A 21,792-nucleotide genomic window follows, 5' to 3' on the forward strand; every position below is an offset into this window, starting at 1 on the left:
GTCCGGGGCGTGCTGGCCCCGGACCACGATTATTCAACCTCGAGGTTCTTATGAAAGCATCCATCGCAATCCCCGTCGCGCTGGCCTTTGCCGTGCTGATGGCGGGGTGCAGCAGCCATCGGCTTGCCGAGCAAAACTTCTCGAAGCCGGTGGTTCCGTTGGCCACCAATGACCATCAGGCCAGCCTGACATTTCGCACCAAGGGCGGCGCAGGCGACAACCCCGTGACCTATTCCCTGGCGTACGCGGAGTCGAGTTATGGCCTGGCCGAGGCTGGCGAGCGGGTTTACGACGGGTATTACTTCAGCCGCGTCCCGGGTTACCTGAAAAAAATCGGCGGTGGCACTGACTCTATCGACAAAGTGATCGAGGCCAACAAACCGCTGCGCATACACGCCAACGTCAAGCAGCAGATCGCGACGCTCAACGGCATTCCGATGCATTCCATGTTTGGCTATGCCATTACGGCGCAACCGGCGACTCAGGTGTTTACGCCGCAGCCGAAGAAGCATTACCTGATTGAGACGGTCATCAGTGATGCGTTTGTGATGAGCATTTATGAAGTGACGGCGACGGGTGAGCGCAAACCGGTGGAGATGACAGTGGTCGCGGACTGAGCCGGCGACGCACTTGCCAAGGCGAGCACTGCGACCGTGGCGAGCGGGCTTGCCCCGCGTTGAGTTGCGAAGTAACCCCCAAAAATGGGCCTGCTACGCAGTCCAACGCGGGGCAAGCCCGCTCGCCACAGGGTGCGATCGTCACCGTGCAGCCGAAGAAGCATTACCTGATTGAGACGGTCATCAGTGATGCGTTTGTGATGAGCATTTATGAAGTGACGGCAACGGGTGAGCGCAAACCGGTGGAGGTGACAGTGGCCGCGGACTGAGCCGGCGACGCAATTGCCAAGGCGAGCACTGCGACCGTGGCGAGCGGGCTTGCCCCGCGTTGGGTTGCGAAGCGTCCCCCAAAAAAATGGGCCTGCTACGCAGTCCAACGCGGGGCAAGCCCGCTCGCCACAGGGTGCGATCGCTACCGTGCAGCCGAAGAAGCATTACCTGATTGAGACGGTCATCAGTGATGCGTTTGTGATGAGCATTTATGAAGTGACGGCAACGGGTGAGCGCAAACCGGTGGAGGTGACAGTGGCCGCGGACTGAGCCGGCGACGCACTTGCCAAGGCGAGCACGGTGACCGTGGCGAGCGGGCTTGCCCCGCGTTGGGTTGCGAAGCGCCCCCCAAAAATGGGCCTGCTACGCAGTCCAACGCGGGGCAAGCCCGCTCGCCACAGGGTGCGATCGCTACCGTGCAGCCGAAGAAGCATTACCTGATTGAGACGGTCATCAGTGATGCGTTTGTGATGAGCATTTATGAAGTGACGGCGACGGGTGAGCGCAAACCGGTGGAGGTGACAGTGGCCGCGGACTGAGCCGGCGACGCACTTGCCAAGGCGAGCACGGTGACCGTGGCGAGCGGGCTTGCCCCGCGTTGGGTTGCGAAGCGACCCCAAAAAAATGGGCCTGCTACGCAGTCCAACGCGTGGCAAGCCCGCTCGCCACAGGGTGCGATCGCCACCGAATCAGAACAACTTGCGCTGCACCGCCTCGTCCAGTGTGCTGCGCGTCAACGCTTCAACCACTTCACCCGTGTTCGCCTGGAACGGGATGCCCAGGATCAGCACCAGGTGCATCCAGGTGCGCACGGATTCGCTTTTGCTCACCCGGCCCAATTCTTTGCCGTCCTTGTCCTTGAACACCGTTTCCATCGTGAAGGTGTTTTTCGCCGTGGACGGAATAATGAAGAAGGTGGCACCGGTAATGATCGCCGAGGCCATGCTGAACTGTTCGTTGTTATACAGCTTGGCGTCGGCGTAAATGTCCGAGTCCACTTTGTCAGTGCTTACCCGCGCAAAGCGGTTGGACTGGCGGAAGGCATCCGCCACAGCTTTTTCCCATAGCGCTGCCGGGGCGCCGGCGGCGGCGTTGGCGGGGCCACCGTTGACCTGGTTCAGCGCTGTGGTGCGCACGAATGCGCTGGGTTTCTGCGCTGGCGCGTTGGCGGTCGGCGGCCAAGTCTGCACCGGTGGCAGTTCGTGTTGCGAGTAGGACACGCAACCGCTCAGCAAGATCGCGGCGAGGACCAGGCTGTGCTTGATCAATCCTTTCATGTGTTGCTCCTTGAATTCAGGGTTTGGCCAGTTTGGCGGTAGCGGTGTCGAGCAGTTGCGCGACCAGTTTGTTCAGCTGCTGGGCGCCCATCGACGGTGCCCAGTATTCGCCGCCATACAGACCGACGTTGTGTTCGAACTTGAGCGCTTGCTCGGCCGTGGCCAATTCTTTGCCGTTGCGGTCGACGATCACCAGGTTGCCGGCCACGTCGAAGCTGTCGACGTAGATCGGCCCGTTGACCCAGATCCAGATCGTCAGCGTCAGCAGCGCGCCGGGTATGTAGGCCGGGTGCGGTGCGCGATGGCCCTTGAGCGAGGTCATGTTGAATTTGAGCACCACGTCGCTTTCTTCCAGGCGCGTGGGGTACTCGGTGACCTGCTTGAAGTAACCCGCCGCGCGCACGTACTGGTTGAGCTGGGCCGTGAGCGAGCGACTGATCGCAGTTTTGTTGGCCTCGTTGACGTCGGCGGCGTTCACCGTCACGTCAGCGATTTGTGCACTGCGCGGGCTGCTGGCAGCAGCCGGGTGGAGCGGGGCACCGATGGGGCCGGTGACGGTGTAGGAGACGCAGCCGGTCATCGACAGCGTCGCGATCAGGGCCGAAGCCCTCAGGAGGGTGTTCAACACGCAATATCCCTATTTAATGAGCAAGCCAAGCCAGTGTCTCGACCGGTGGCTGTGAAACTTGAGGTGGGCGCGCAGCTTAGCAGGCCGCCGTTGGGCGGCGAACTTCACGGTGGCGGCAAAACCGCTTGAGTACATCGGGCAACCCCGTAAAATGCCGCGGCATTGGCTACATCGCATTTTTCAAGGACGAATCAAGCAATGCGCACTTCTGCTTTTCTCCCCGTCACCTGCATGATTGCGGGCTGCACTTTCCAGCCGGGCCGCTGCGCGCCGGTCATCCTTGCCAAAACACCTGCCTGCTGGCCCGACACTTTTGATGTTGAGGTGCTGGGCAAGATCGCGCGTTTTTTCAGCAAGGTCTGATCGCCGCGACAGCGTAGTTGACGTACACAACAGTCCCTCCCGCGGGTTCACCCGCTGCAACCGCGGACCTCTCACCCTAGGAGCACCCTGTGAAAACACTGTCCAAAATCCTGCTGTCTGGCCTCACCGCCGCAGCGCTGCTGACCGTGGCCGGTTGCGCCACGGAGAGCAACCGCGCGATGCCGGTGGAACAAGTCGCCAGCGCCAACGTCGCCTATTCCGGCGTGCGTGTGCCGATTGCCGTGGGCAAGTTCGATAACCGCTCCAGCTACATGCGCGGCATCTTCTCCGACGGCGTCGACCGCCTCGGTGGCCAGGCCAAGACCATCCTGATCACCCACCTGCAGCAGACCAACCGCTTCAGCGTGCTGGACCGCGACAACATGGGCGAAATCTCCCAGGAAGCCGCGATCAAAGGCACCGTACAGAAGCTTAAAGGCGCGGACTACGTAGTGACCGGTGACGTCACCGAGTTCGGCCGCAAAGAGACCGGCGACCGCCAGCTGTTCGGCATTCTCGGCCGTGGCAAAACCCAAGTGGCTTACGCCAAAGTCGCACTGAACATCGTCAACATCAGCACCTCCGAAGTGGTGTATTCCACCCAGGGCGCCGGTGAATACGCCCTGTCCAACCGCGAAGTCATCGGCTTTGGCGGCACCGCCAGCTACGACTCCACCCTCAATGGCAAGGTCCTGGACCTGGCCATGCGCGAAGCCATCAACCGCCTCGTCGACGGCATCAACGCCGGCGCCTGGAACCCGCGCAACTGATCAGCAGCACCTCAAGGAGCAGTACACGGATGAGCAAGGCAGTGAAGTTGGCGCTGATGCTGACAACAATCGCGACGGTCGCCGGGTGCCAAACGGCGCCCCAACCCCTGTATCAGTGGGAAAGCTACCAGCCGCAGGTTTATGAGTACTTCAAGGGCGAGCCCAAGGAAGCGCAGGTTGAGGCGCTGGAGCGCGATCTGCAAAAGATCAACGCCAGTGGCCGCAAAGCGCCGCCGGGTTACCACGCCCACCTGGGCATGCTGTACATGACCATGGGCAAGGATGATCAGATGGTGCAGGAGTTTCGCACCGAGAAGGCCCTGTTCCCCGAGTCTGCTTCCTACATGGACTTTCTGCTGAAAAACGCCAAGACCGGAGTCGCCACCAAATGAGCCTGTTAAAACTCACGGGCGCCTTGCTGGCCCTGGCCTTGCTCGGCGGTTGCGCAGCGCCCAAGACCATCGATTACACCGCATACAAACAGGCGCGGCCGAAGTCGATCCTGGTACTGCCGCCGATCAATGAGTCGCCGGAAGTGCAAGCGTCCTACAGCCTGGTGTCGCAGGTGACGTACCCGCTGGCCGAAGCGGGCTACTACGTGTTGCCGATTGCCCTGGTGGACGAAACCTTCCGCCAGAACGGCCTGACCACCGCCAACGACATCCAGGGTGTGGCACCGGCCAAGCTGCATGACATCTTTGGTGCGGACGCGGCGCTGTACATCACCGTCAGCGAGTACGGCACCAAGTACATGCTGATCTCCAGCGACACCTCCGTGACGGCCTCGGCCAAACTGGTCGACCTGCGCACCGGCACCACGCTGTGGACCGGTTCGGCGCGGGCGTCGAGCGAGGAAGGCAACAACAATGGCGGCGGCCTGGTGGGCATGTTGATCACGGCGGCGGTCAAGCAGGTGATCAACAGCTCCACCGATGCCGCGCACCCGATTGCCGGCATCACCAGTGCGCGCCTGCTGTCGGCGGGGCAACGCACCGGGATTCTGTACGGTCCGCGTAATCCGAAGTACGGCACCGACTGATCCGGGTACTGAAAGGCTGCAGCTCCAATGTGGGAGCTGGCTTGCCTGCTATAGCATCACCTCGGTTTAACTGAAAAACCGAGGCGTTTGCATCGCAGGCAAGCCAGCGCCAACACACTTGCACAGTGATCGAGGTGTAATCCGACTCCGGTTTAACCCGAACCCCCCACACCTTGCGTCTGACCTTGTGAACGGATCATTCATTCACGAGGTTCAGCCCATGTCCCGTCCGCTACTTTTCCTGCGCCCTGCTGCCCACGGCTTTACCGTTACTTTGCTGGTCGCGTTGGCCGGTTGTGGGTTGTCTTCTTCCCGTGATGCCGCCAAGCCTGAGCAGGCTGCACCTGTCGCCGAGCTGCAAAGCGCGCCGGTACAGGGGGCGCTGAGCAAACGCATGCCGATGCCGATGCCGGCGCCAATGGCCATGCGCATGGTCAGTCAGGATTCAGCGGCGATGGCCTACCGCAGCGAGCCTCGTGAGCACTACGCAAACCTGCCGGACAACCCGGTGCACCGCGTGGCCGAAACGCCCGTCTCGACCTTCAGTGTCGATGTCGACACCGGCAGCTATGCCAACGTAAGACGCTTCCTCAACCAAGGCCGTCTACCGCCTGAAGGTGCTGTGCGATTGGAAGAAATGGTCAATTACTTTCCCTACGACTACGCACGCCCCTCCGACGGCTCGCCGTTTGGCGTGACCACAGAGATCGCCGCCACACCGTGGAACTCGCACACTCGGCTGCTGCGCATCGGCATCAAGGCGTCCGACCGCACCGTCGCGGAGCTGGCGCCGGCCAACCTGGTTTTTTTGGTGGATGTGTCCGGTTCCATGGACCGCCGCGAAGGCTTGCCGCTGGTGAAAAGCACCTTGAAATTACTGGTGGACCAGCTCCGCGACCAAGACCGTGTGTCGCTGGTGGTGTATGCCGGTGAGTCCCGCGTAGTGCTCGAACCCACCTCCGGCCGCGAAAAAGCCAAGCTGCGCAACGCCATCGACCAACTCACAGCGGGCGGCTCCACAGCCGGCGCATCCGGCATCGAGCTGGCCTACCAGATGGCCCGCGCAGGCTTTATCGACAAAGGCATCAACCGCATCCTGCTGGCCACTGACGGTGACTTCAACGTGGGCATCAGCGACTTCGACAGCCTCAAGCAGATGGCGGCCGAGCAGCGTAAAAGCGGCGTGTCGCTGACCACCCTGGGCTTTGGTGTGGATAACTACAACGAACACCTGATGGAGCAATTGGCCGACGCGGGCGATGGTAACTACGCCTACATCGACAACCTGCGCGAAGCGCGAAAAGTACTCGTCGACCAGCTCAGTTCAACCCTGGCCGTCGTGGCGCGGGATGTGAAATTGCAGGTGGAATTCAACCCGGCCCAGGTCAGCGAGTACCGACTGCTGGGCTATGAAAACCGCGCCTTGAAACGTGAGGATTTCAACAACGACAAGGTGGATGCTGGCGAGATCGGCGCAGGGCATACCGTGACGGCGTTGTACGAAATTGTTCCGACGGGCCAGAAGGGCTGGCTGGAGCCGTTGCGCTACGCCGCTGCGCCGGCGGCTGAACACTCATCCAAAGAGTTGGCGATGCTGCGCGTGCGCTATAAACCGGCAGCGGGCGGCGACAGCCAATTGATAGAGCGGCCCATCAGCAACCAGGCGACCAAGGCCAGCGACGACCTGCGCTTCTCGGCAGCTGTGGCAGCCTTCGCCCAACAGCTCAAGGGCGATGGCCGCTACACTGGCAGCATGAGTTTGCAGGACACCGCCGCACTGGCCCGCTCGGCCCGAGGCGATGACCCGTTCGGGCTGCGCAACGAGTTCGTGCAACTGGTGGAGTTGGCGCAGAGTCTTAAGCACTAACGACAATCAATGTGGGAGCGGGCTTGCTCGCGAAAGCGGTGGATCAGTCGGTATATCTGTTAACTGACACTGCGCATTCGCGAGCAAGCCCGCTCCCACATTTAGAACGATTTCGACTGTGAGAAAGGAGTTCGCCACCTACATGGCCGTACCCGATGATTCACCCAGCGACGAAGCGCTGCTGGCCCGCTACCGAGCCGGTGACGGCGCCGCGTTCGAGGTCTTGTACGCGCGCCATCGCCAAGGCTTGTACCGGTTCCTGGTGTCCCTGAGCAACAAGGTCGAACTGGCCGAAGAGGTGTACCAGGAAACCTGGCTCAGCCTGATCCGCAGCACCACCCAGCCACAAGGTCGGGCGAGCTTTCGTACGTGGTTATTCCAGATTGCCCGCAACCGCCTGATCGATCACTGGCGCAAGCACGGTATCCACAACCCGCTGCACGACAGCTACGATGAGCAACTGCACGCCCAGCCCGACGACAGCGCCGGCCCCGAGCAGCAACTGAGCCTGAGCCGCGACCAGGCGCGCCTCGACGCAGCGTTGCAAGACTTGCCCGAAGACCAGCGCGAAGTCTTCCTGCTGCGCCTGCACGGCGACCTCGAAGTGCCGCAAATCGCCGCCCTCACTGGTGCCCCGCTGGAAACCGTCAAAAGCCGCCTGCGCTACGCCCAGCAGAAACTGCGCCGCCTGCTGGCCGAGGAGATACCCGCATGACCGATCCACGACACACCCAGGACCCCGACGACGTGTTGCTCCAACACTTTCGTCAACACAGCACAGGCGAGCCGCCCGCGTCCCTCGACGCCTTCATCCTCAACACCGCCCGCCGCGAAGCTCCAGCGCCGCCGCCGAGCCTATGGCAACGCTGGCTGAACGCCTGCCGCCAGCCGCGCTGGCAGATGGCATTCGCCACCGTCGCCGGCGTGGCGCTGATGATCGGCGTGGTGATGCGCTCACCCGTGCCGCAGCCGGAGATCTCCACCGCGACCTTCTCCGCGCCTCATCAGGAAGCTGCGCGCCCACTTGTCCAAGCGTATTCGGCGCCGGCACCGGCGCCCATGGCCCGCATGGCTGCCGCCGCACCGCCGATTCAGGCTGAGGTGGCCGGCGCGTTGGCGGATGAGCCGGCCGCGAAACTCAGCAAACGTGCGGTGGCGTTGCCATCATTGGAGGAGGGGTTGCAGCAGATCGTGGAGCTGCGCCGAGCTGGAGAAACCAAAGCGGCCGATGAACAGCTGCTGGCGCTGCATAAGCGCTTTCCCAAGGAAGACTTGCCGGCGCGGGTGGAGGCGTTGCAGAAACGTTAATCGACACCCACAAAAAAGCCCCAGGTCTTTCGACTTGGGGCTTTTTCGTCTGTATCTGGTGTCCCGGCGTCGTTTGAACTGGGCGGTAAGATGCCCGGTTTATAAGGGTTCTTGTGGTGGTGTCTCGGTTGGGCATACACAGGGGCATACACGCCCCCTCGTGCTGGGTGTGCATCTGGCATGAAATACGCCCGTATGCCCAGGTCTAGCACTGGTACCGGTCCTTGATCATCCTATCGAAATAAGTACCTTTCGAGCCGGCCCCCATTAGGCCCTGATGGATGTCAGGTGGGACGCGGCAGTAGTCGTAAGTACGCCCTTGCTTGAACGTGATTTTCATCCTGCCTGTAGCTGGGTCATAGCCGACAGCTGTGATCGCCGTCGAGTTGACACGAACCATATCCATAGCGCTTTCCCTACCCCTGATTGATAACGTTCTCTGTTCTGATACTAGTCGGTGTTTCGTTCGGCGGTGCCATTGCGTCCGTCCAAAAGGTGGGCGGTGCTGAAAAGCTGCTGGGGACCCTGAGGTTTTTCTTCCAGCACGGGGCATGAAACCCGCGGGATCGAGTTAGTGGGAGGCGTAGGAAGTTACTGAAATTTCAATCGTTGAAATTGAAAGGATGTTGAAGAAAAAAGGCCATCGTTACAGCATCGGTAAAGGTGGCTGTATCTGTTGCTGATAGTGAACACCTTGCATGCCGTCAACCATGGTGATGGGTGTCAACCACGTCAACCTGTCAACCAACTTAAAAAATCCAGCCGCTAACACGAACGCGCGGGTTCTATGCCCCGTACTTAGAAGAATTCTCCAGGGTCCCCACCATCGAACCCAAGTCAAGACCATGATCCACCTCGCTTCGCTGAAGGAGCAATACCACAGGGGCTAGGGGGCTACCCTAATAAAACCGTGTTACCGGTGTTACGCGTGTTACATGATTATATAACTATATGATTTTAATGGATTTATATGGCGTTACGCAGCTGGGTCTGGTTTATCAATATGCGTGTTACATCGCAAATATGTGTTACATCTAATGATGTTCTGGAGGCGCAGTTTGCGATGATTGAGGCGGGAGCTCATCGGCCAAGGGGCTTTCACCTAGAAGGGCGGCTACCGGTCACAAGCGGTCACCAGACAGGTTTGGTTCCCGCTCGTCAAGGGAAGGCTGACAAGGAAGAAATTAGAAGCTGGCTTACCCCCGCATGACCTTGTTCCAATCGATCTCATGACCGGCGGCTTCAAGCTCACGGCCCAAGGCTTGTTTCCAGCTATTACCTTCCATGGACTCCCACACCACACCAGCAAAATCACTAGGAATCTCCAGAGTGCCGCGTTTCAATGCACAGACCTTGGCGCGGCCTAAACGGCCCAGAAAATAGCCCAGCTCCAGCAGGACGTTCTGCCGGGCTCGCGGCTCCGGCCTGCCACCCCTGGCGCAACCCTCGTCGTCCGGCGTCAGTAGCACCACCGCAAAATCCACTTGTCCATGCGCTTCGACCTTCTCCATGACCGTACGGCCCTGGTTGGCTTGCTCGTGCAAAATGATCGGCTCAAAGCCCAGCTGCATCAAAAATCGAGCCACGGTCTCGCGTGCGCCTTCATCATGGCCGTGCACTACAAATACGCGGCGTGATAACGCTGGCTTCACATTGTCTATGTCGGTAGAAGAAACAGGAATCGCCACATGATCGTGGTCTGCGAGGTCTTCCCTAAGCGTTCGCTGCGCCTCTGCAAGCAGTAGGATTGATTGCTGAATATTTTCCTGAGTGCCAGTCACGTAATGATGCCTAAGCGGGTAGTCAGATGAGTAATACCCAGGGAAGAAGTGCAGGGTTGCTGCGGATGAGAGGCGGTAATAAACCGAGGTGTTTTCACCAAAGCATCGCTCTAGGGTGTCTTGAATTGACGTTGCGAGGGCGGTCAGTTTTGGTGAGTCTCCCTCACCATTGAGTTCTGATACATCAAAGCCTTCCAACTCGGTTATGCGATCTTGAAGGCGTTGAATCCCCCGCTGTATTTGGTCTGGCGTCAATTTCAGTTTGGGAGCGACGGTAGTGGTGGGAGCTTTAGCGCGGGCCATCGGCGTGAGTCCTTTTTGTTCTACATGTGATAAAGGACATTATCACTCATAGGCAAGGATAGCGGTGACTGCCTCGGTTACCTGCCGCAACGCCAGTTCTGGGTCGATGCGGCCCTTCCTCATGGGCAGCTAGCGACCCACAGCTGGCGGTTGCGGCAGAATTCGGCCAAAAGCGGACATCCGAAAGCTACCGCTGTCGACCAAAAGCTGCCGCTCACGAACGACGGTTTCCGGCCAAAAGCGGTCTGGTGGAAAAGGTATAAAAAACAGGCTGCATGCAATTATTAGTTTTCTCGGCATCGACTGAATGCTGCTACCCACAACCGAGCATTTCTCGGAAGCAGGGAGTAGAACTCAATTGGAACACAGAATTATTGAGATGCCTGTTTATACTGCCGCTATCAACGTATGCTTCAGCCGAAACACTTCAGCGCCTCATGGATGGACTCAATGCAAATTCCCCTGGTCATAGGACAAATCGAGTCGACTTCCTTCCGAAATTTGGAGCTCGTTCCAAAATCTATTTTATCGGCCTTTATCGTTCGAAACCCGGTGCTTACTAAGCGCAATGTCAATGTATATTCACTGATACGCATGAATGGGGGGGCACAAGCTCGGTATGCCTTCGGAGCTATCCAATGAGTGCAGTGCCATTTACTGACCGCGAGTTAGTGCGTGCATGGCGAGAGCTCTCCACCATCGCCACACCAATAACAGGCAGCGTGCGCAAGAACTCACACCGCTTGTTGTTGTTTTACGCCGTTGAGTGCGGACTGAAAGCAGTATGGCTTAAGCGGCAAAACCGCAGTCTTTTCGAACGCGAAGACATCGACAAAACGGGTCATAACTTGCGACAAATGCTCAAGGATCTGAAGGTGGGGGCGGAGCTGTCTCTGCCTGAAAATTTACAGCTTGTACCAGTGTCGCAAAATGGTGTCCCACAGCCACGCAATGGTGATATCAGCATCCTACATCAGGCTTGGAGATATGGTGCGGAATGCAGAGTTCCCCAAGATGACGATTGCGAGCATCAGTTAGAACACGTTTTGAGTTGGATTCAAGGAGAACTCAAATGAGACTGCAAATGGATACAACCCAGCGCTTATTGACGTGGTTGGATGTTGAACGCGTGCTTAAGCAGCGCTCGGTACTTTGGACTCGGTTACCTGCAGGCGTACTGAGTGTTGACTGCTTTGCAAGTGGCCTCGAGGTGCGGCACTCAGCGGACGATAGGGTAGTTGACGAGTGGCTGAGTAAGATCTTTGGTAACGCATATCACCGAGACCAACGTTGCATCCGCCTTCGTATCGGTGATTCAAGCTATCCGGTTGAGTTGACGAGGGACGAGGGTGCCGCGGCTGATATTGGGCAGAAAAATTACCCCCTGTGGCGTGATGTCACTTACCTGCCCATCGATGAAACTACCACATCGGATCAGCTCGAACAGCCTGCTGTACAGCCCATTGTTGAAATGCCCGTTGGTTGGGCGTCTGGGCCTGATTTAATTTCCTTCCACTCTTTCAAGGGAGGAGTCGGACGAACTACGTCTCTGATGACCTACGTGGCTGCATGCATGCAGGAGCCTGGCGCTGCTCCTAAAAAAATTCTCGTTATAGACGCCGATCTAGAGGCTCCCGGCGTCAGCTTTTGGCTGGATGAAGCCAATCGGCCTATGGTGTCTTTTGTACAGTTGCTTGAAGCCTTGCATTACCCTCCCGCTGGACTGGATGCAACTCTGAGCTACTTCGCGCAGGAGTTACGCAAAACATCGCTCAACGTTGGAGGCTTACAGCGGGAGCTATTTATTCTTCCTGCAGCCCTGGACTTAGCCGAAATTCAAGACATGCCTGTGGCGCCTGAACACTTAGCCCGCAACCCTGGCAATCCATGGCAGCTATCAGACCACTTGCACGCCTTAGGTAACCACCTGGGCGTGGATGCCGTGTTCATAGACCTAAGAGCAGGCTTGAGCGAACTGGCCAGCCCGATTCTGTTTGACCCCCGCGTAGATCATTTTTTCGTCAGTACCGTTGCACCTCAATCAGTGCAGGGAATGGCTGAAGTGCTACGTCGCCTATACGCATTTAATCGCCAGCTGCCAGCCGCGCAGCTAGAGAATGCACGCCCCACTGTGGTGTTAAGCATGCTCACCAAAGAGCTAAGAGATGCTGGACATTACGAACTCGCATTAAAGGCGCTGGGTGAGGCATACCCTACGGATGATGCGCTATCGCCCGGGGTGCAGTGGCTGGAAGCTGAGTTTCTGAGCACCCTGATGTCCATCGGGTCGTTGCGTGAAGCATTGGACACTTTGCCCCAATCTAGTCGGCTGTTTGCAAGTGCAACCGAGTGGGCGAGGGGGCTCTATGCCGAGCCTTTGCAGATACAGACGACTACTTCTGCTGATGACATCAGCCCAGCAGCTACGCCTCGTCATGAACAAGCATCGAGGTTGTATGAGGTCTGCAGGGCAGCAGAGTTCGCCGATAGCAGCGCAACAAGTGTCATTTTGGCCACGGAACCGCTTATCAATCTCGGTAAGCATTTTGCTAATGAGCTACCCAATCTTTTGATGATCGGTGCTAAAGGCGCCGGTAAAACCTTCACCTTCCGACAGTTGGTAGGAGCGAGCAAGTGGCAGCATTTTCTGAGCAAATTAGGCTTCGACCCAGCAAACACAACCGATGCCGCTATATTTCCAGTCCTGTGGTCGGACAATATCGAGGACAAGCCGGATGGGGAAATCAAGTTAGCTCAGAACAGCACGGCCAACTTGATACAAAGTGATAAGCAACTGTTGCTTTCTGCTAGCGTGGTCCGACGCCTTATTGAGGAAGCGCTTAAAGCTCCACCCGATCATTGGGAGGACTTCTGGGACACCCTCATTGCGCGTCAGCTCGGCATCACGCATGGAGGACTTCAGGTAATAAACCAAACTTTGGCAAAACACTCTTCACGAGTGATATTCGTATTTGATGGTATTGAGGATACTTTCAAGGATGCCGACAACAGACATGTGAATGAGGCTATACATGCGCTGCTGCGTTTACCCAATCGGGTCAGCGAGTTGGACAATCGGTACATGGGTGTCATTGTATTCGTGCGCGCAGATTATGTTCAGGCCACTATCCGGCAAAACTTGGGGCAATGGTTACAACGCTTCCAGCCATTCAGGCTGCATTGGAATCCCGAAAGCTTCCTTCGTTTAGCTTTCATGCTGAGCTGCCAAGCCGGCGTTATCTCCAACGATCCGAAGTCTGCAGAGTCTCTGCGCATTGAGGATTTGAAGACGGAACTTGAACGACTCTGGGGGAAGAAACTCGGAAGCGAAAAGTCCAAAGAAGCACACTCCGCTCGATGGGTTTACGCAGCGCTATGCGACTTGAAAGGCAACGTACAAGCACGTGATTTGGTTCGGTTTCTGAAGTTCGCTGCGTCATTCGAGTCAAATCGGACGGGGCAAACTTGGCCGGATCGCTTGTTAGCGCCGGAGTCAATGAGGAAGGCGATTCCAGATTGCAGTGTGGAAAAGGTAACGGAGGCAAAATCTGAGGTTGCCCCATTGAGAAGGTGGATGGATCTAATGGAACAAAGTGGCATCCGCAATCTCAAAGTACCGTTTAGCCAAGAGCAAGCACGTCTTGATGCAACTCTCCTCGGATCGTTACAAGAACTCGGTGTGGTTTATGAGGATGTGGATGGGGCGCTGGGAGAGGAAAGGCTTTTTCTGCCCGAAATATACCGCTATGGACTGGGTTTTGTTACCTCGGCGACTGGGCGTCCGCGCACGCAGGCCTTGCTGAAAAAGAACATTGGCGCCATTCCACTATGAGCTATGAACACCATAAGACGACTACTTTTCGTTCATCGGTTAGCTGATTGGGGTTACTGCAAAGTTGCTACAGAAAAGTCAGGCCAATTGTTGCTGGCTAACGGCGATTGGTCAAAAGCAGCCAGACGTGAATGGCTGCTTTTGGCCCCAGTTAGTGTAAGGCGCTTCGCCAAAGCTGATGCGTATATGTCTAGACTAATTCTAAAGCTTATAAGCACTTCAGAAGATATGGAATTTGATCGAGGTCGCGTTTTTTAACTTGGTTTTGACTACCTGTGTAGCTCCCAAAAATTTTTAAACGGAATCGTACGAGAGAGTTGGCTGATGGGTGGTTGCGTCCGAGAAAAAGAAAACTTCTTACCTCTCAGAAACTTTCGGATCTCTCATGTAATGAAAAATGGTTGTAATGTTCTTCGGGGCGGCAGTCGGAAATAAAATTTTTGATGGGTCACAACATTGGAGTTGGGTGGGGTGGTGATTTGAATTCGAGAAGTGAGAAGATATCGTCAATTCAGAGAGTTGTCTCGATGATACCGGCTGTAAGATCCCAGCTTGGGGATATGAGTGATTTTGTATGGAAAAGTTCATCGATTATAAAGAACGAAGTCAAAGTGGAGGCGGCAAAACTAAATGAATACTTCCCTGTGGGAAGTGGTGAAAGCAGTGATAGGCTAAGAGCGGCACGGCTCACTTTAAGTCGTCAGAGGATTGAAGAGGTTTATCCCTATATGCAGGCTACGGGGAACTTCTTCGCGGTGCTTTCCGCATTTGAGGCTTTTTTGTTATTGTTATCAAAGGAGGTCTCGATACTGTTTGATAATGATTTCATAATGGCAAAGGGGATGGGGCTTGAAAAAATAAACAACCATCTCAGAGGCGTGGGGGTTGACTTAAATAAAGCTGAATATTTTACTGCTATCGCTTCAGCCTATAGCATTCGAAACTGTCTAGTTCACTGCGCTGGAATCCTTTCTATGAGCCGTGACGCAGATAAAATTAGAAACATTGTTTCAAATTATCAGCATCTTGCGGGCGTAGCACAGGAAAACGCAAAAAATGGGATGGAGCGCGTTTCTAATGCTGTCACAATAACGAATGGGGAGTTCGGTGATAGGCTGTTTATTTCAAATGACTACGCGCATACAGTATGCGCTTATGCAGCAGGTTATTATTTGTCAGTTTGCAACTTGGTAATCGATAAGGCTGTTGCGTTGCATAATCTAGACAATTGATTTCATGGAAAATATCAGCAGTAGTTCGCAGATTAAGATTCTGAATTCCGTGGCTAGATTCAGTTTTATTTGACCTATGAACTGACTGTTGCTAGTCACGAGGCTAAATGGGAGGTTTCTCGCCCTTCACTATAAACAGCGGATCGGAAACATTCTTTCGTGATTGGCAGCTAATGGTCGAAAGCGTCTTAGCCGTTGTCGCCACAGATCAGAAGCCAGAAAATCTGGAGCCTTGCTTGTAGTGAGGGGATCTAACGAAGCGGAAGCTGCTTAAGCCTCCGCTTCTTCATCACCCTCCCTTTCTTTTGAGTTGGACGTCAATGAAATCAAGCTCTGCCTTAATTGCATCAATCGTGAGCGTCTCTACCTTAGTGCTTTTGTTTTCTCTTGCGTTGAGCTTTTTCACTCCAGCCATCCCGACAATTATCCCGTTCAAGTGCAGCTTTCGGGCCTTTAGGTAATCCGGCGTCTGAGCGCTGTTCTGTGGTGGTTTATTCATGGTTAGACCGATGGTAGGCCCGAAGTACCCGGCCATCGCCGGTTGCTTCGGGGAAGGTTTGGGTTAGGCTGCCAATAGGTCAAACAGGCTGTGTTGGCGCGAGCGATCTGCGAGTTCTTGCCAGGTCCAGCTTCCAAAGCGCTCGCCCTGTTCAGGGATATCCAGCTTCATCAATGCAACCGGGTCTCGATTAATCAGGTCGCGTGCGGCCCACAACTTACCGCCTGTTTCCAGCAGCGCTTTCGCGGCCTCATTCCATTGCTCCTCTAGCACAATGTTCGCCAGGTGAGCCGCTTTTTTCTCGATCTTGGCGCGTTCTTTTTGTGCCTCTGTGATGTGCAGATCAATCGTTACCAGCTCTTGTTCCAGGGCGGTAATCAGCAGTTGTTGACGACGATGATGCTCAACCGCAGTCGTGAGGTTTTTTGCGGCCTTTTGAGCTTCGGCGTTTGCCGCTTTCTCGCCCTCCACATCGCCCCAGGCGACAGCCTGCGCATATGCGGTGGCTGCGTCCGTTTCAGCTTGTCGAGCCTTTGCCATGTCTTCATGAGCGCTCTGGCGGACCTGCTGTAACCGGGTCTCGATGCTGGTGCGCTTCTCGTTGAGTTCCATCTCGTCGGCTTTCCAGTTCGCCATATCGCTGAGATAGCCTGCAGCCAAGCTCTCACGGTTTGCCAATGTCTCAAGGCGATCAATCTTCTGGTTCAGTGAGCTGATCTCCAGATTTCGCGAGTCGATGCGTCTTTTGTGATCGTTGATTTCATCCTGTACGGCCCGTTGACGGCCCTGTTGGATAACCTCTGGACTTTCCAGTGCCGCTTCAAAGGGCGCCAGGTCGAGCCGAATGTTCTCCACTTCGAGGGTCAGTTGGTCGCGGCGGTCCTTCAATTCTTGGATAGTGTTCATCTGTATTGTCTCTGGGGGGTGTGGTTGATAGGGATGGTTGTCGAATGGCTGGCGAGGCCGGGAATGAGCCGGCGCTACCTCGATCAGCGGGCATACCTTCAGGCGGCCCTGGCCTCGCCTTCATCCGTTCCTGGAACCGTCTTCACCACGTAGCAGCGTTGAGGCCCTAACCCGGGCAGGCGAATCAAGCTATACGCCTTGCCGTCACTTCCCGGCTCAAGCACGCCCCGTTGCAGCAACTCCTTGTTCACCGCACTGATGTTCATGCCTTTGAAGATCTCAGCCCTCCAGGCTTCAGGCAGTACGTAGTAGGTGTTGGTGGTGTGCAGGGCGTCGCCCATGCCGTGTTCCATCGTCTTGCGAAAGCCCAACCGATCAATCGTGCGCGGCCCGTGCTCATCGATCTTGGCGGCGGCAGATTCCCAGCGGGTAAAGCGGCTTTCTCCAAAGCGCTCGATGACCTGCCTCAGCCGCGCCAAAATCGCATCGCCCTCGAAGTTACCGGCGCCGCCGCGTTCGGCCAGCCACGCATGCAGACACACGCGTGCGGCAGTCGTGGCTGTGCCATCCGGCCAGCCGGTGACGCCGAAGGCGGTGGCCAACTCTCCGGCTGCTGCTGTGAGACCGAAGCGAAGGGCGGCACGTTGTGCTTGACCACTGGCCGACGCGGGCAGGTTTTGGGTGACGAACTGCTCCACCGTGCGGCGAACGATCACCGTCCACCTGAGCATTTCTCCAGGTGCACACAGTGCGTGCAGGAAGGCGGTGAGGGGCGTTCCGTAGTATTTGGCTACTCGGGCCTTGAGCGCATCGGAGAGGGCGGCGGCGTCTTCGAAACCGTTCAGCACATCGAACATGCCGAGGCCCTTGCTGGCATCCGCTGGAACCGCAAGCATGCGCACCTCCATGCCCGCTTTCAGCTCCTTGTTTGCATCCGCCATGTGCTGCGCCAACGTCTTCTCGCCGGTCGAGAGAAACAGCAAGCGCCACTCCTGCACCTGTCGGCCTGCTTGTCCTCGATCATTCGCCCGGGCCTTACCGGTGCCATTACCGAGCATGTAAACCGTCTCGCCAATAATGCGTGGGTCACACATGCCAATTTCATCTAGCACCAGGAGGCCGTCTGAGTGAGCGGCTGCGATGGACTCCAGGGCGTTGTCTGTCGAGCGCCATGAACGCACCAGACGCGGTCCGCCATAAACCGAGGCAGCAACCTGCAAGTGGGTAGTCTTGCCCCCGGAACTGTCGCCGTAGAGATGGAAGCCGCCCGACTCATGCCCGAGCAGGTTGAGCAGAGGCCCTGCAAAGGCCACAGAAACGACAAACGCCAAGCGATGGTTACCAACGCACAGCGCGCCGATTTGCTGCTGCCACTGCTCCAGAGAGCCCGCCTCGCTGATCGGAGGTAGCTGCGCACCGGCCTCATAAAAATGCAGGTGCTCGGCGTGCGAGCCGATCTGTTGTTCGGGCAAAAGGAAGGCGTTGTCGTGCCAGCCCAAACGCGTCACCAAGCGGGCGCGCTGGGCACTGTCGAAGCCGCCGAGATAGCTTTGTAGGTCATTGCGTGCGTTGCGCCCTGATCGGCTTCCGGCAAGGCGCAGACCCATGTCTACCAGCGGGCCGAGTACATCCTTGCCGAAGTCGCCGGTCATGGTCCTGGCTGGAATGTTCCAGCGTTTTTTGGCGCCGTCCGGGTCGTCGAATTCCACCAACAAGCCCCAGTTGTGGCCCTTGTCGTCGCGAGTGCGAGCGATGATTTCGAGAGGCGAACATACAGGACGCGCCTCGCCATCATCGCCGGAATAAAACACCCCTTCAGGCGTCAGCCGAAAGCCGCCCGGCAACAGATCATTTTTCGATTTCGCGAGGCGTTTGGCGGGCGCCTTGGCCGCCTGTTCTTGGGGTTCAGTTGGCTCAGCGGCACCGCCGAATAACTCACCGCTGCGCACCAGCTCGGCGACGTGGTCTGCGGTCCAGCCTTTGGCTAATGCATCCGCTGCATCATCGCCTTCCGCCCATTTTCCACCCTTAATGAGCGTCGGTTTGCCGCCTTTGCTGCTTGGCTTGAGCTTGAACACGTCGAGCGAGATTCGTTGTACTGATGCGGCGCCCAGCTCAATCAGCTTGAGCTCGATGGCGTCCATGCACGTCTTACCGCTGGCATCGTTATCCGGCCACAGCACCACAGCGCGCCCTTTGAGTGGCGTCAGGTCAGCCTTGTGCCAAGAGTTGGAGCCGTTCGGCCAGCAGGTGGCGACGTAGTCGGGCATCAGTTCAGCGGAGGCGTCAGCAGCCTTTTCGCCTTCACATAACACCACTGGCGCATCGGCCCGCTGTGACAGCTCATCCAGGCGTAGCAGTGGCCGAGGCTCCAGCAATCCTTGCCAGCGCCATTGCGTGGTTTGCCCATCGGAGCGTTTGCACCAGGTCAACGGCGCAAAGACCTTTCTCGACTTGCCGTCTTCATCGGAGCCCAGGTCGAAGCGATACAGCGCCATGACCGGCAGGCCCTGCGCATCCCGATAGATCCACACCTTGGACGGAACACCGTGTTGCCGGTGTTTGGCTGGGCACTTGTTCATGGCTTCGGCCGGGATCGGTTGAATTGCAATCCACTCTGCCATTGCGCTCTTAGGCGGTGCGGTCTTGGTGGTTGCAGATCCTGCGGAAACGCTGAGCAGATCTGCCAGTTTTTTACAGGCCTCGACGTCCGTGCCGCCGTCGATGTAGCGCACCAGGTCGATCAGGTCGCCGCCCTTATCGCCGGTGGCAAAGTCCGCCCAGGTGCCTTTGCTCAAATTCACCTTGAGTGAGCCTGCACGTTTGTCCGTGCGCGTCGGGTTCGGTGCTGTGTACTCCTTGCCGCCGTCGACGCGTTTGCCGTTCGGCAGCCATTGAGCAAGCACGCGGTCGATGTTCTTGAGAGCAGCGATTTTTACGTCGGCAAAGCTGGGACGTTTTGAGGTGTTGCCGGTGCGCAGAGTCATGGTGCTGTCCTCGTTGCATACAGCGCATCGTTGACGTCATCGATCAGTGCTTTTGCCATCTCGCCCAGGTAGAACGCCGGCCAACTGAAACGCTCGCCCTCGTTACTCATGGCAGCATCGAGGGTCAGTTGATTGGCGTAGTGCTGAAACAGCGAAATTGCTTCGAGCGCATCCTCAAGGGGCACGCCTGCATTCACCCGAAATAACTTCTGGTGGGTGTCGTTGGCACACGAGAACTCGGCACGCCCAAGAGTGGTGGCAGTGTTCACAGTGCACCGCCTTTCTGGCTCATTGGCACAGAGGTGGCATCACCGTACAAAGCGAGTGTTTTGATCAGGCCCAGGGTGCCGCGCACGTCCCAGATAACGGAAGACAGCACGCGGTTGGAGAGCACAGGTTTATCGCCGTCGAAGTGATCTTCCAGCAGCATTAGAACTGAGTCGGCGCGGTCGAGGGCGCAAGTGATAGCGTCGATGGGAATACCGGCTTCAGCGTCCTGGCTGACGCAGAGCAGATCCTCGGGAAGTGAGAAGCCTGGGAGCATGCTCATTGGGCACCCCCTGCGGCTTCCAGGGCGCGAGCCTTGGACATATGGGCGTTGTAACGGGAAAGGCGTGTAGCGAGACTGGAATTGGCGTGTAAAGCGGCGAGAGCCATTGCTCGATGAGCGGCGGCGCGAATTTTGGACGGATTGGTGGCGTGCATTGGGCGAAACTCCTTTGTCTGGGGAGCTGCCACGGTTCGCCGTCAAACGAATTAGGGTGGCAGCTGTACGCAGGTTGACGGACCGGGGACAAAGGAACCCGGCATACCCGAAGGTATCCCGCGCACAGCCGCCATAAACAGGATGTGCAGGCACAAAAAAAGCGCCTGCAATCGTGATGGGGGCGCCTGTGCGCCAATGTCTGAACGGGCCGTCAAACCCGGTCGCTGATTTTGCAGCGACGAGCAGAGAGTAACGTCCGGTTTTTGAAAGTGCAACTGTGCGGATCACTTGCGGATTTTTTCGATGCGGCATAAATTGATCAGGCATGTAGATTTACCTCAACGCCTCCGGTTGCCGCCGGGGGCGTTTTCGTTAGTGCTGGGAAGCGACACGACTCAAGTTCATCCAGAACAGGTGATTGCCATGCCGAGAGTTCGTAAGCATGAGCTCCAGCGCAGTCACGTTGGCCCGGACACTCGGAATGAGCTGCTCGGTATCCTCAGCCGGGATCCCTTCTGGCGGCTCGATTGAAAGCATCACCCACTCGCGAGACGGCCAGACGACAAGCATTACGTGGGCCCCTTTTGATATGGCGTCATCGCGCAATGTGCGGAGGCGGTCTTGGCCTTTGGGAGTAACGTTGGGTAGGAGCCCGATGCCGAGTAAATCGCCGGTGTCTAAATTCGTTTGTGGCAGGAAAATAGGAGTCATGCCGCCACGCTGTCGCGGGCAGCGATGCGTGCGTGAGTCCAATCCAAAACTTCAGAAAGGACCCATGCAACGGGGGCCCCACGAGCGGTGCTGTCGGTGAGTTTTACTGCTTGTGGAAAGCCGCTTTCAGGCTGGCTCATGAGCTTGTAAATGGTGGGGCGGGCGAGACCTACAATGGCCATTACTTCAGTAACTCTGATCAACCTTGTTGCAGGCGCCAGGTCTTTGATGTGTACGGGTTTGGAAGGGAGAGAGCTCGTCATAGTCGTGCCTGTAAAGTGAAAGACAGGCACAGACTAAGAGGCAAAAAAAAAGCAAACATGGTTTGCTTTTCTTCCACTGCATAAAAATTATCTTGGTAAAAAACCGCCTTTCTTTAGGTATTTCCTTACGGTTGGTATAGACCCCTTGCCCTGTTTAACTAGTATTTTGACGAGGTCGGCCGCTGATATTTTGGGGTCAATAGCGATTTGCTTTATTGCCGATTTGCTTATCTCTTCAAAAAGCTTTTTGGTGTTCTCTTGCTTCGCTGTCCCCGGCTTGCCGTTGGCTTTCCCGGCTGCTTTGGCCCTTTCCGACGCTTTTGCTGCAAATGCCTGATCCAGTGCAGTTCGCAGAAACCGAGATGCGCTCAAGTCGTTCCGGAGGTTGTCTGTGTGATCAGCTTCTTGGTATAGCGAAGCTAACATCAATGCT

General features: G+C 56.9%; 24 protein-coding genes and 1 pseudogene. 14 read left to right on the forward strand and 11 right to left on the reverse strand.

Features of this window, described 5'->3' with window-relative positions; translation table 11 throughout:
• Positions 1–50: 50 nt before the first annotated feature.
• The 4 genes from L8K08_RS28775 to L8K08_RS30325 all read left to right on the forward strand — a co-directional run bounded on the left by L8K08_RS28775 (position 51) and on the right by L8K08_RS30325 (position 1,426).
• Positions 51–617 (forward strand): hypothetical protein, encoded by a 567-nt coding sequence (locus tag L8K08_RS28775; RefSeq protein WP_242201731.1) that lies wholly within the window; start codon positions 51–53, stop codon positions 615–617.
• A 146-nt stretch (positions 618–763) separates the two neighbouring features.
• Positions 764–886: a hypothetical protein gene (locus L8K08_RS30315; protein WP_277933770.1), complete on the forward strand. Its 123-nt coding sequence runs from the start codon at positions 764–766 to the stop codon at positions 884–886.
• A 148-nt stretch (positions 887–1,034) separates the two neighbouring features.
• Positions 1,035–1,157, forward strand: coding sequence for a hypothetical protein (locus tag L8K08_RS30320; RefSeq protein WP_277933770.1), 123 nt, complete (start codon positions 1,035–1,037; stop codon positions 1,155–1,157).
• Between the two features lie 146 nt (positions 1,158–1,303).
• A complete protein-coding gene (locus tag L8K08_RS30325; protein WP_277933770.1) occupies positions 1,304–1,426 on the forward strand; it encodes a hypothetical protein in 123 nt (40 codons plus the stop codon).
• A 150-nt stretch (positions 1,427–1,576) separates the two neighbouring features.
• On the opposite strand, the gene L8K08_RS28780 is transcribed toward L8K08_RS30325, so the two are convergent.
• Together L8K08_RS28780 and L8K08_RS28785 are read right to left on the reverse strand one after the other, a co-directional pair.
• A complete protein-coding gene (locus L8K08_RS28780) occupies positions 1,577–2,164 on the reverse strand; it encodes a hypothetical protein (protein ID WP_119738306.1) in 588 nt (195 codons plus the stop codon).
• A 16-nt stretch (positions 2,165–2,180) separates the two neighbouring features.
• Complete coding sequence (locus L8K08_RS28785) at positions 2,181–2,792, reverse strand: hypothetical protein (protein WP_242201735.1); 612 nt, start codon at positions 2,790–2,792, stop codon at positions 2,181–2,183.
• A 198-nt stretch (positions 2,793–2,990) separates the two neighbouring features.
• On the opposite strand from L8K08_RS28785, the gene L8K08_RS28790 reads away from it, so the two are divergent.
• From L8K08_RS28790 to L8K08_RS28820, 7 genes are all read left to right on the forward strand, one after another.
• Complete coding sequence (locus L8K08_RS28790) at positions 2,991–3,155, forward strand: hypothetical protein (protein WP_242201737.1); 165 nt, start codon at positions 2,991–2,993, stop codon at positions 3,153–3,155.
• 89 nt (positions 3,156–3,244) lie between these two features.
• Complete coding sequence (locus L8K08_RS28795) at positions 3,245–3,925, forward strand: CsgG/HfaB family protein (protein WP_010214228.1); 681 nt, start codon at positions 3,245–3,247, stop codon at positions 3,923–3,925.
• A 29-nt stretch (positions 3,926–3,954) separates the two neighbouring features.
• Positions 3,955–4,317: a DUF4810 domain-containing protein gene (locus L8K08_RS28800; protein ID WP_106577341.1), complete on the forward strand. Its 363-nt coding sequence runs from the start codon at positions 3,955–3,957 to the stop codon at positions 4,315–4,317.
• On the forward strand, positions 4,314–4,964 hold the full coding sequence (locus L8K08_RS28805) for a DUF799 domain-containing protein (RefSeq protein WP_145159672.1): 651 nt from the start codon (positions 4,314–4,316) through the stop codon (positions 4,962–4,964). The genes L8K08_RS28800 and L8K08_RS28805 overlap by 4 nt, the downstream gene beginning before the upstream one ends.
• A 220-nt stretch (positions 4,965–5,184) precedes the next feature.
• Positions 5,185–6,831: a VWA domain-containing protein gene (locus L8K08_RS28810; protein ID WP_242201739.1), complete on the forward strand. Its 1,647-nt coding sequence runs from the start codon at positions 5,185–5,187 to the stop codon at positions 6,829–6,831.
• 142 nt (positions 6,832–6,973) lie between these two features.
• Positions 6,974–7,546, forward strand: coding sequence for an RNA polymerase sigma factor (locus tag L8K08_RS28815; RefSeq protein ID WP_145159676.1), 573 nt, complete (start codon positions 6,974–6,976; stop codon positions 7,544–7,546).
• Positions 7,543–8,139 (forward strand): hypothetical protein, encoded by a 597-nt coding sequence (locus L8K08_RS28820; protein WP_242201741.1) that lies wholly within the window; start codon positions 7,543–7,545, stop codon positions 8,137–8,139. Before L8K08_RS28815 ends, L8K08_RS28820 begins: the two co-directional genes overlap by 4 nt.
• 205 nt (positions 8,140–8,344) lie before the next feature.
• On the opposite strand, the gene L8K08_RS30390 is transcribed toward L8K08_RS28820, so the two are convergent.
• Both L8K08_RS30390 and L8K08_RS28830 read right to left on the reverse strand, forming a co-directional pair.
• Positions 8,345–8,692: a KTSC domain-containing protein gene (locus L8K08_RS30390; RefSeq protein ID WP_347341031.1), complete on the reverse strand. Its 348-nt coding sequence runs from the start codon at positions 8,690–8,692 to the stop codon at positions 8,345–8,347.
• A gap of 643 nt (positions 8,693–9,335) precedes the next feature.
• Complete coding sequence (locus tag L8K08_RS28830; protein ID WP_153475584.1) at positions 9,336–10,223, reverse strand: nucleotide-binding protein; 888 nt, start codon at positions 10,221–10,223, stop codon at positions 9,336–9,338.
• Between the two features lie 638 nt (positions 10,224–10,861).
• Here L8K08_RS28830 and L8K08_RS28835 point away from each other — a divergent pair.
• The 3 genes from L8K08_RS28835 to L8K08_RS28845 all read left to right on the forward strand — a co-directional run bounded on the left by L8K08_RS28835 (position 10,862) and on the right by L8K08_RS28845 (position 15,287).
• Entirely contained in the window at positions 10,862–11,299 is a 438-nt protein-coding gene (locus tag L8K08_RS28835) for a hypothetical protein (protein WP_242201743.1), read from the forward strand.
• Positions 11,296–14,055, forward strand: a complete 2,760-nt coding sequence (locus L8K08_RS28840; RefSeq protein WP_242201745.1) for an AAA family ATPase — start codon at positions 11,296–11,298, stop codon at positions 14,053–14,055. Before L8K08_RS28835 ends, L8K08_RS28840 begins: the two co-directional genes overlap by 4 nt.
• A gap of 443 nt (positions 14,056–14,498) precedes the next feature.
• A complete protein-coding gene (locus tag L8K08_RS28845; protein WP_242201748.1) occupies positions 14,499–15,287 on the forward strand; it encodes a hypothetical protein in 789 nt (262 codons plus the stop codon).
• Between the two features lie 289 nt (positions 15,288–15,576).
• On the opposite strand, the gene L8K08_RS28850 is transcribed toward L8K08_RS28845, so the two are convergent.
• From L8K08_RS28850 to L8K08_RS28880, 7 genes and pseudogenes are all read right to left on the reverse strand, one after another.
• A complete protein-coding gene (locus tag L8K08_RS28850; protein ID WP_242201749.1) occupies positions 15,577–15,786 on the reverse strand; it encodes a hypothetical protein in 210 nt (69 codons plus the stop codon).
• Positions 15,787–15,849: 63 nt separating this feature from the next.
• Positions 15,850–16,692 carry a chromosome segregation protein SMC gene (locus tag L8K08_RS28855; RefSeq protein ID WP_242201751.1) on the reverse strand — a complete coding sequence of 281 codons (843 nt, stop codon included), beginning with the start codon at positions 16,690–16,692 and terminating at the stop codon, positions 15,850–15,852.
• 98 nt (positions 16,693–16,790) lie between these two features.
• Positions 16,791–19,679 carry a DUF927 domain-containing protein gene (locus L8K08_RS28860; RefSeq protein ID WP_242201753.1) on the reverse strand — a complete coding sequence of 963 codons (2,889 nt, stop codon included), beginning with the start codon at positions 19,677–19,679 and terminating at the stop codon, positions 16,791–16,793.
• On the reverse strand, positions 19,676–19,948 hold the full coding sequence (locus tag L8K08_RS28865; RefSeq protein ID WP_042945258.1) for a DUF3077 domain-containing protein: 273 nt from the start codon (positions 19,946–19,948) through the stop codon (positions 19,676–19,678). Before L8K08_RS28865 ends, L8K08_RS28860 begins: the two co-directional genes overlap by 4 nt.
• Positions 19,945–20,229 carry a hypothetical protein gene (locus L8K08_RS28870; protein WP_242201755.1) on the reverse strand — a complete coding sequence of 95 codons (285 nt, stop codon included), beginning with the start codon at positions 20,227–20,229 and terminating at the stop codon, positions 19,945–19,947. The genes L8K08_RS28865 and L8K08_RS28870 overlap by 4 nt, the downstream gene beginning before the upstream one ends.
• 863 nt (positions 20,230–21,092) lie before the next feature.
• Positions 21,093–21,359 carry an AlpA family phage regulatory protein gene (locus L8K08_RS28875; RefSeq protein WP_242201757.1) on the reverse strand — a complete coding sequence of 89 codons (267 nt, stop codon included), beginning with the start codon at positions 21,357–21,359 and terminating at the stop codon, positions 21,093–21,095.
• A gap of 87 nt (positions 21,360–21,446) precedes the next feature.
• Positions 21,447–21,792: pseudogene (locus L8K08_RS28880) on the reverse strand (hypothetical protein); the annotation flags it as partial.

Origin of the sequence: Pseudomonas sp. TREG-RG-20F-10-E-6-01 (assembly GCF_022662455.1) — a bacterium.
Classification (GTDB): Bacteria; Pseudomonadota; Gammaproteobacteria; order Pseudomonadales; family Pseudomonadaceae; genus Aquipseudomonas.

Coding starts and splice junctions, on each gene's coding strand:
- L8K08_RS28775 (WP_242201731.1), top strand. CDS start 51: ATGAAAGCATCCATCGCAATCCCCGTCGCGCTGGCCTTTGCCGTGCTG.
- L8K08_RS28780 (WP_119738306.1), bottom strand. CDS start 2,164: ATGAAAGGATTGATCAAGCACAGCCTGGTCCTCGCCGCGATCTTGCTG.
- L8K08_RS28790 (WP_242201737.1), top strand. CDS start 2,991: ATGCGCACTTCTGCTTTTCTCCCCGTCACCTGCATGATTGCGGGCTGC.
- L8K08_RS28800 (WP_106577341.1), top strand. CDS start 3,955: ATGAGCAAGGCAGTGAAGTTGGCGCTGATGCTGACAACAATCGCGACG.
- L8K08_RS28805 (WP_145159672.1), top strand. CDS start 4,314: ATGAGCCTGTTAAAACTCACGGGCGCCTTGCTGGCCCTGGCCTTGCTC.
- L8K08_RS28810 (WP_242201739.1), top strand. CDS start 5,185: ATGTCCCGTCCGCTACTTTTCCTGCGCCCTGCTGCCCACGGCTTTACC.
- L8K08_RS28815 (WP_145159676.1), top strand. CDS start 6,974: ATGGCCGTACCCGATGATTCACCCAGCGACGAAGCGCTGCTGGCCCGC.
- L8K08_RS28820 (WP_242201741.1), top strand. CDS start 7,543: ATGACCGATCCACGACACACCCAGGACCCCGACGACGTGTTGCTCCAA.
- L8K08_RS30390 (WP_347341031.1), bottom strand. CDS start 8,692: ATGCCCCGTGCTGGAAGAAAAACCTCAGGGTCCCCAGCAGCTTTTCAG.
- L8K08_RS28830 (WP_153475584.1), bottom strand. CDS start 10,223: ATGGCCCGCGCTAAAGCTCCCACCACTACCGTCGCTCCCAAACTGAAA.
- L8K08_RS28835 (WP_242201743.1), top strand. CDS start 10,862: ATGAGTGCAGTGCCATTTACTGACCGCGAGTTAGTGCGTGCATGGCGA.
- L8K08_RS28840 (WP_242201745.1), top strand. CDS start 11,296: ATGAGACTGCAAATGGATACAACCCAGCGCTTATTGACGTGGTTGGAT.
- L8K08_RS28845 (WP_242201748.1), top strand. CDS start 14,499: ATGGGTCACAACATTGGAGTTGGGTGGGGTGGTGATTTGAATTCGAGA.
- L8K08_RS28850 (WP_242201749.1), bottom strand. CDS start 15,786: ATGAATAAACCACCACAGAACAGCGCTCAGACGCCGGATTACCTAAAG.
- L8K08_RS28855 (WP_242201751.1), bottom strand. CDS start 16,692: ATGAACACTATCCAAGAATTGAAGGACCGCCGCGACCAACTGACCCTC.
- L8K08_RS28860 (WP_242201753.1), bottom strand. CDS start 19,679: ATGACTCTGCGCACCGGCAACACCTCAAAACGTCCCAGCTTTGCCGAC.
- L8K08_RS28870 (WP_242201755.1), bottom strand. CDS start 20,229: ATGAGCATGCTCCCAGGCTTCTCACTTCCCGAGGATCTGCTCTGCGTC.
- L8K08_RS28875 (WP_242201757.1), bottom strand. CDS start 21,359: ATGACGAGCTCTCTCCCTTCCAAACCCGTACACATCAAAGACCTGGCG.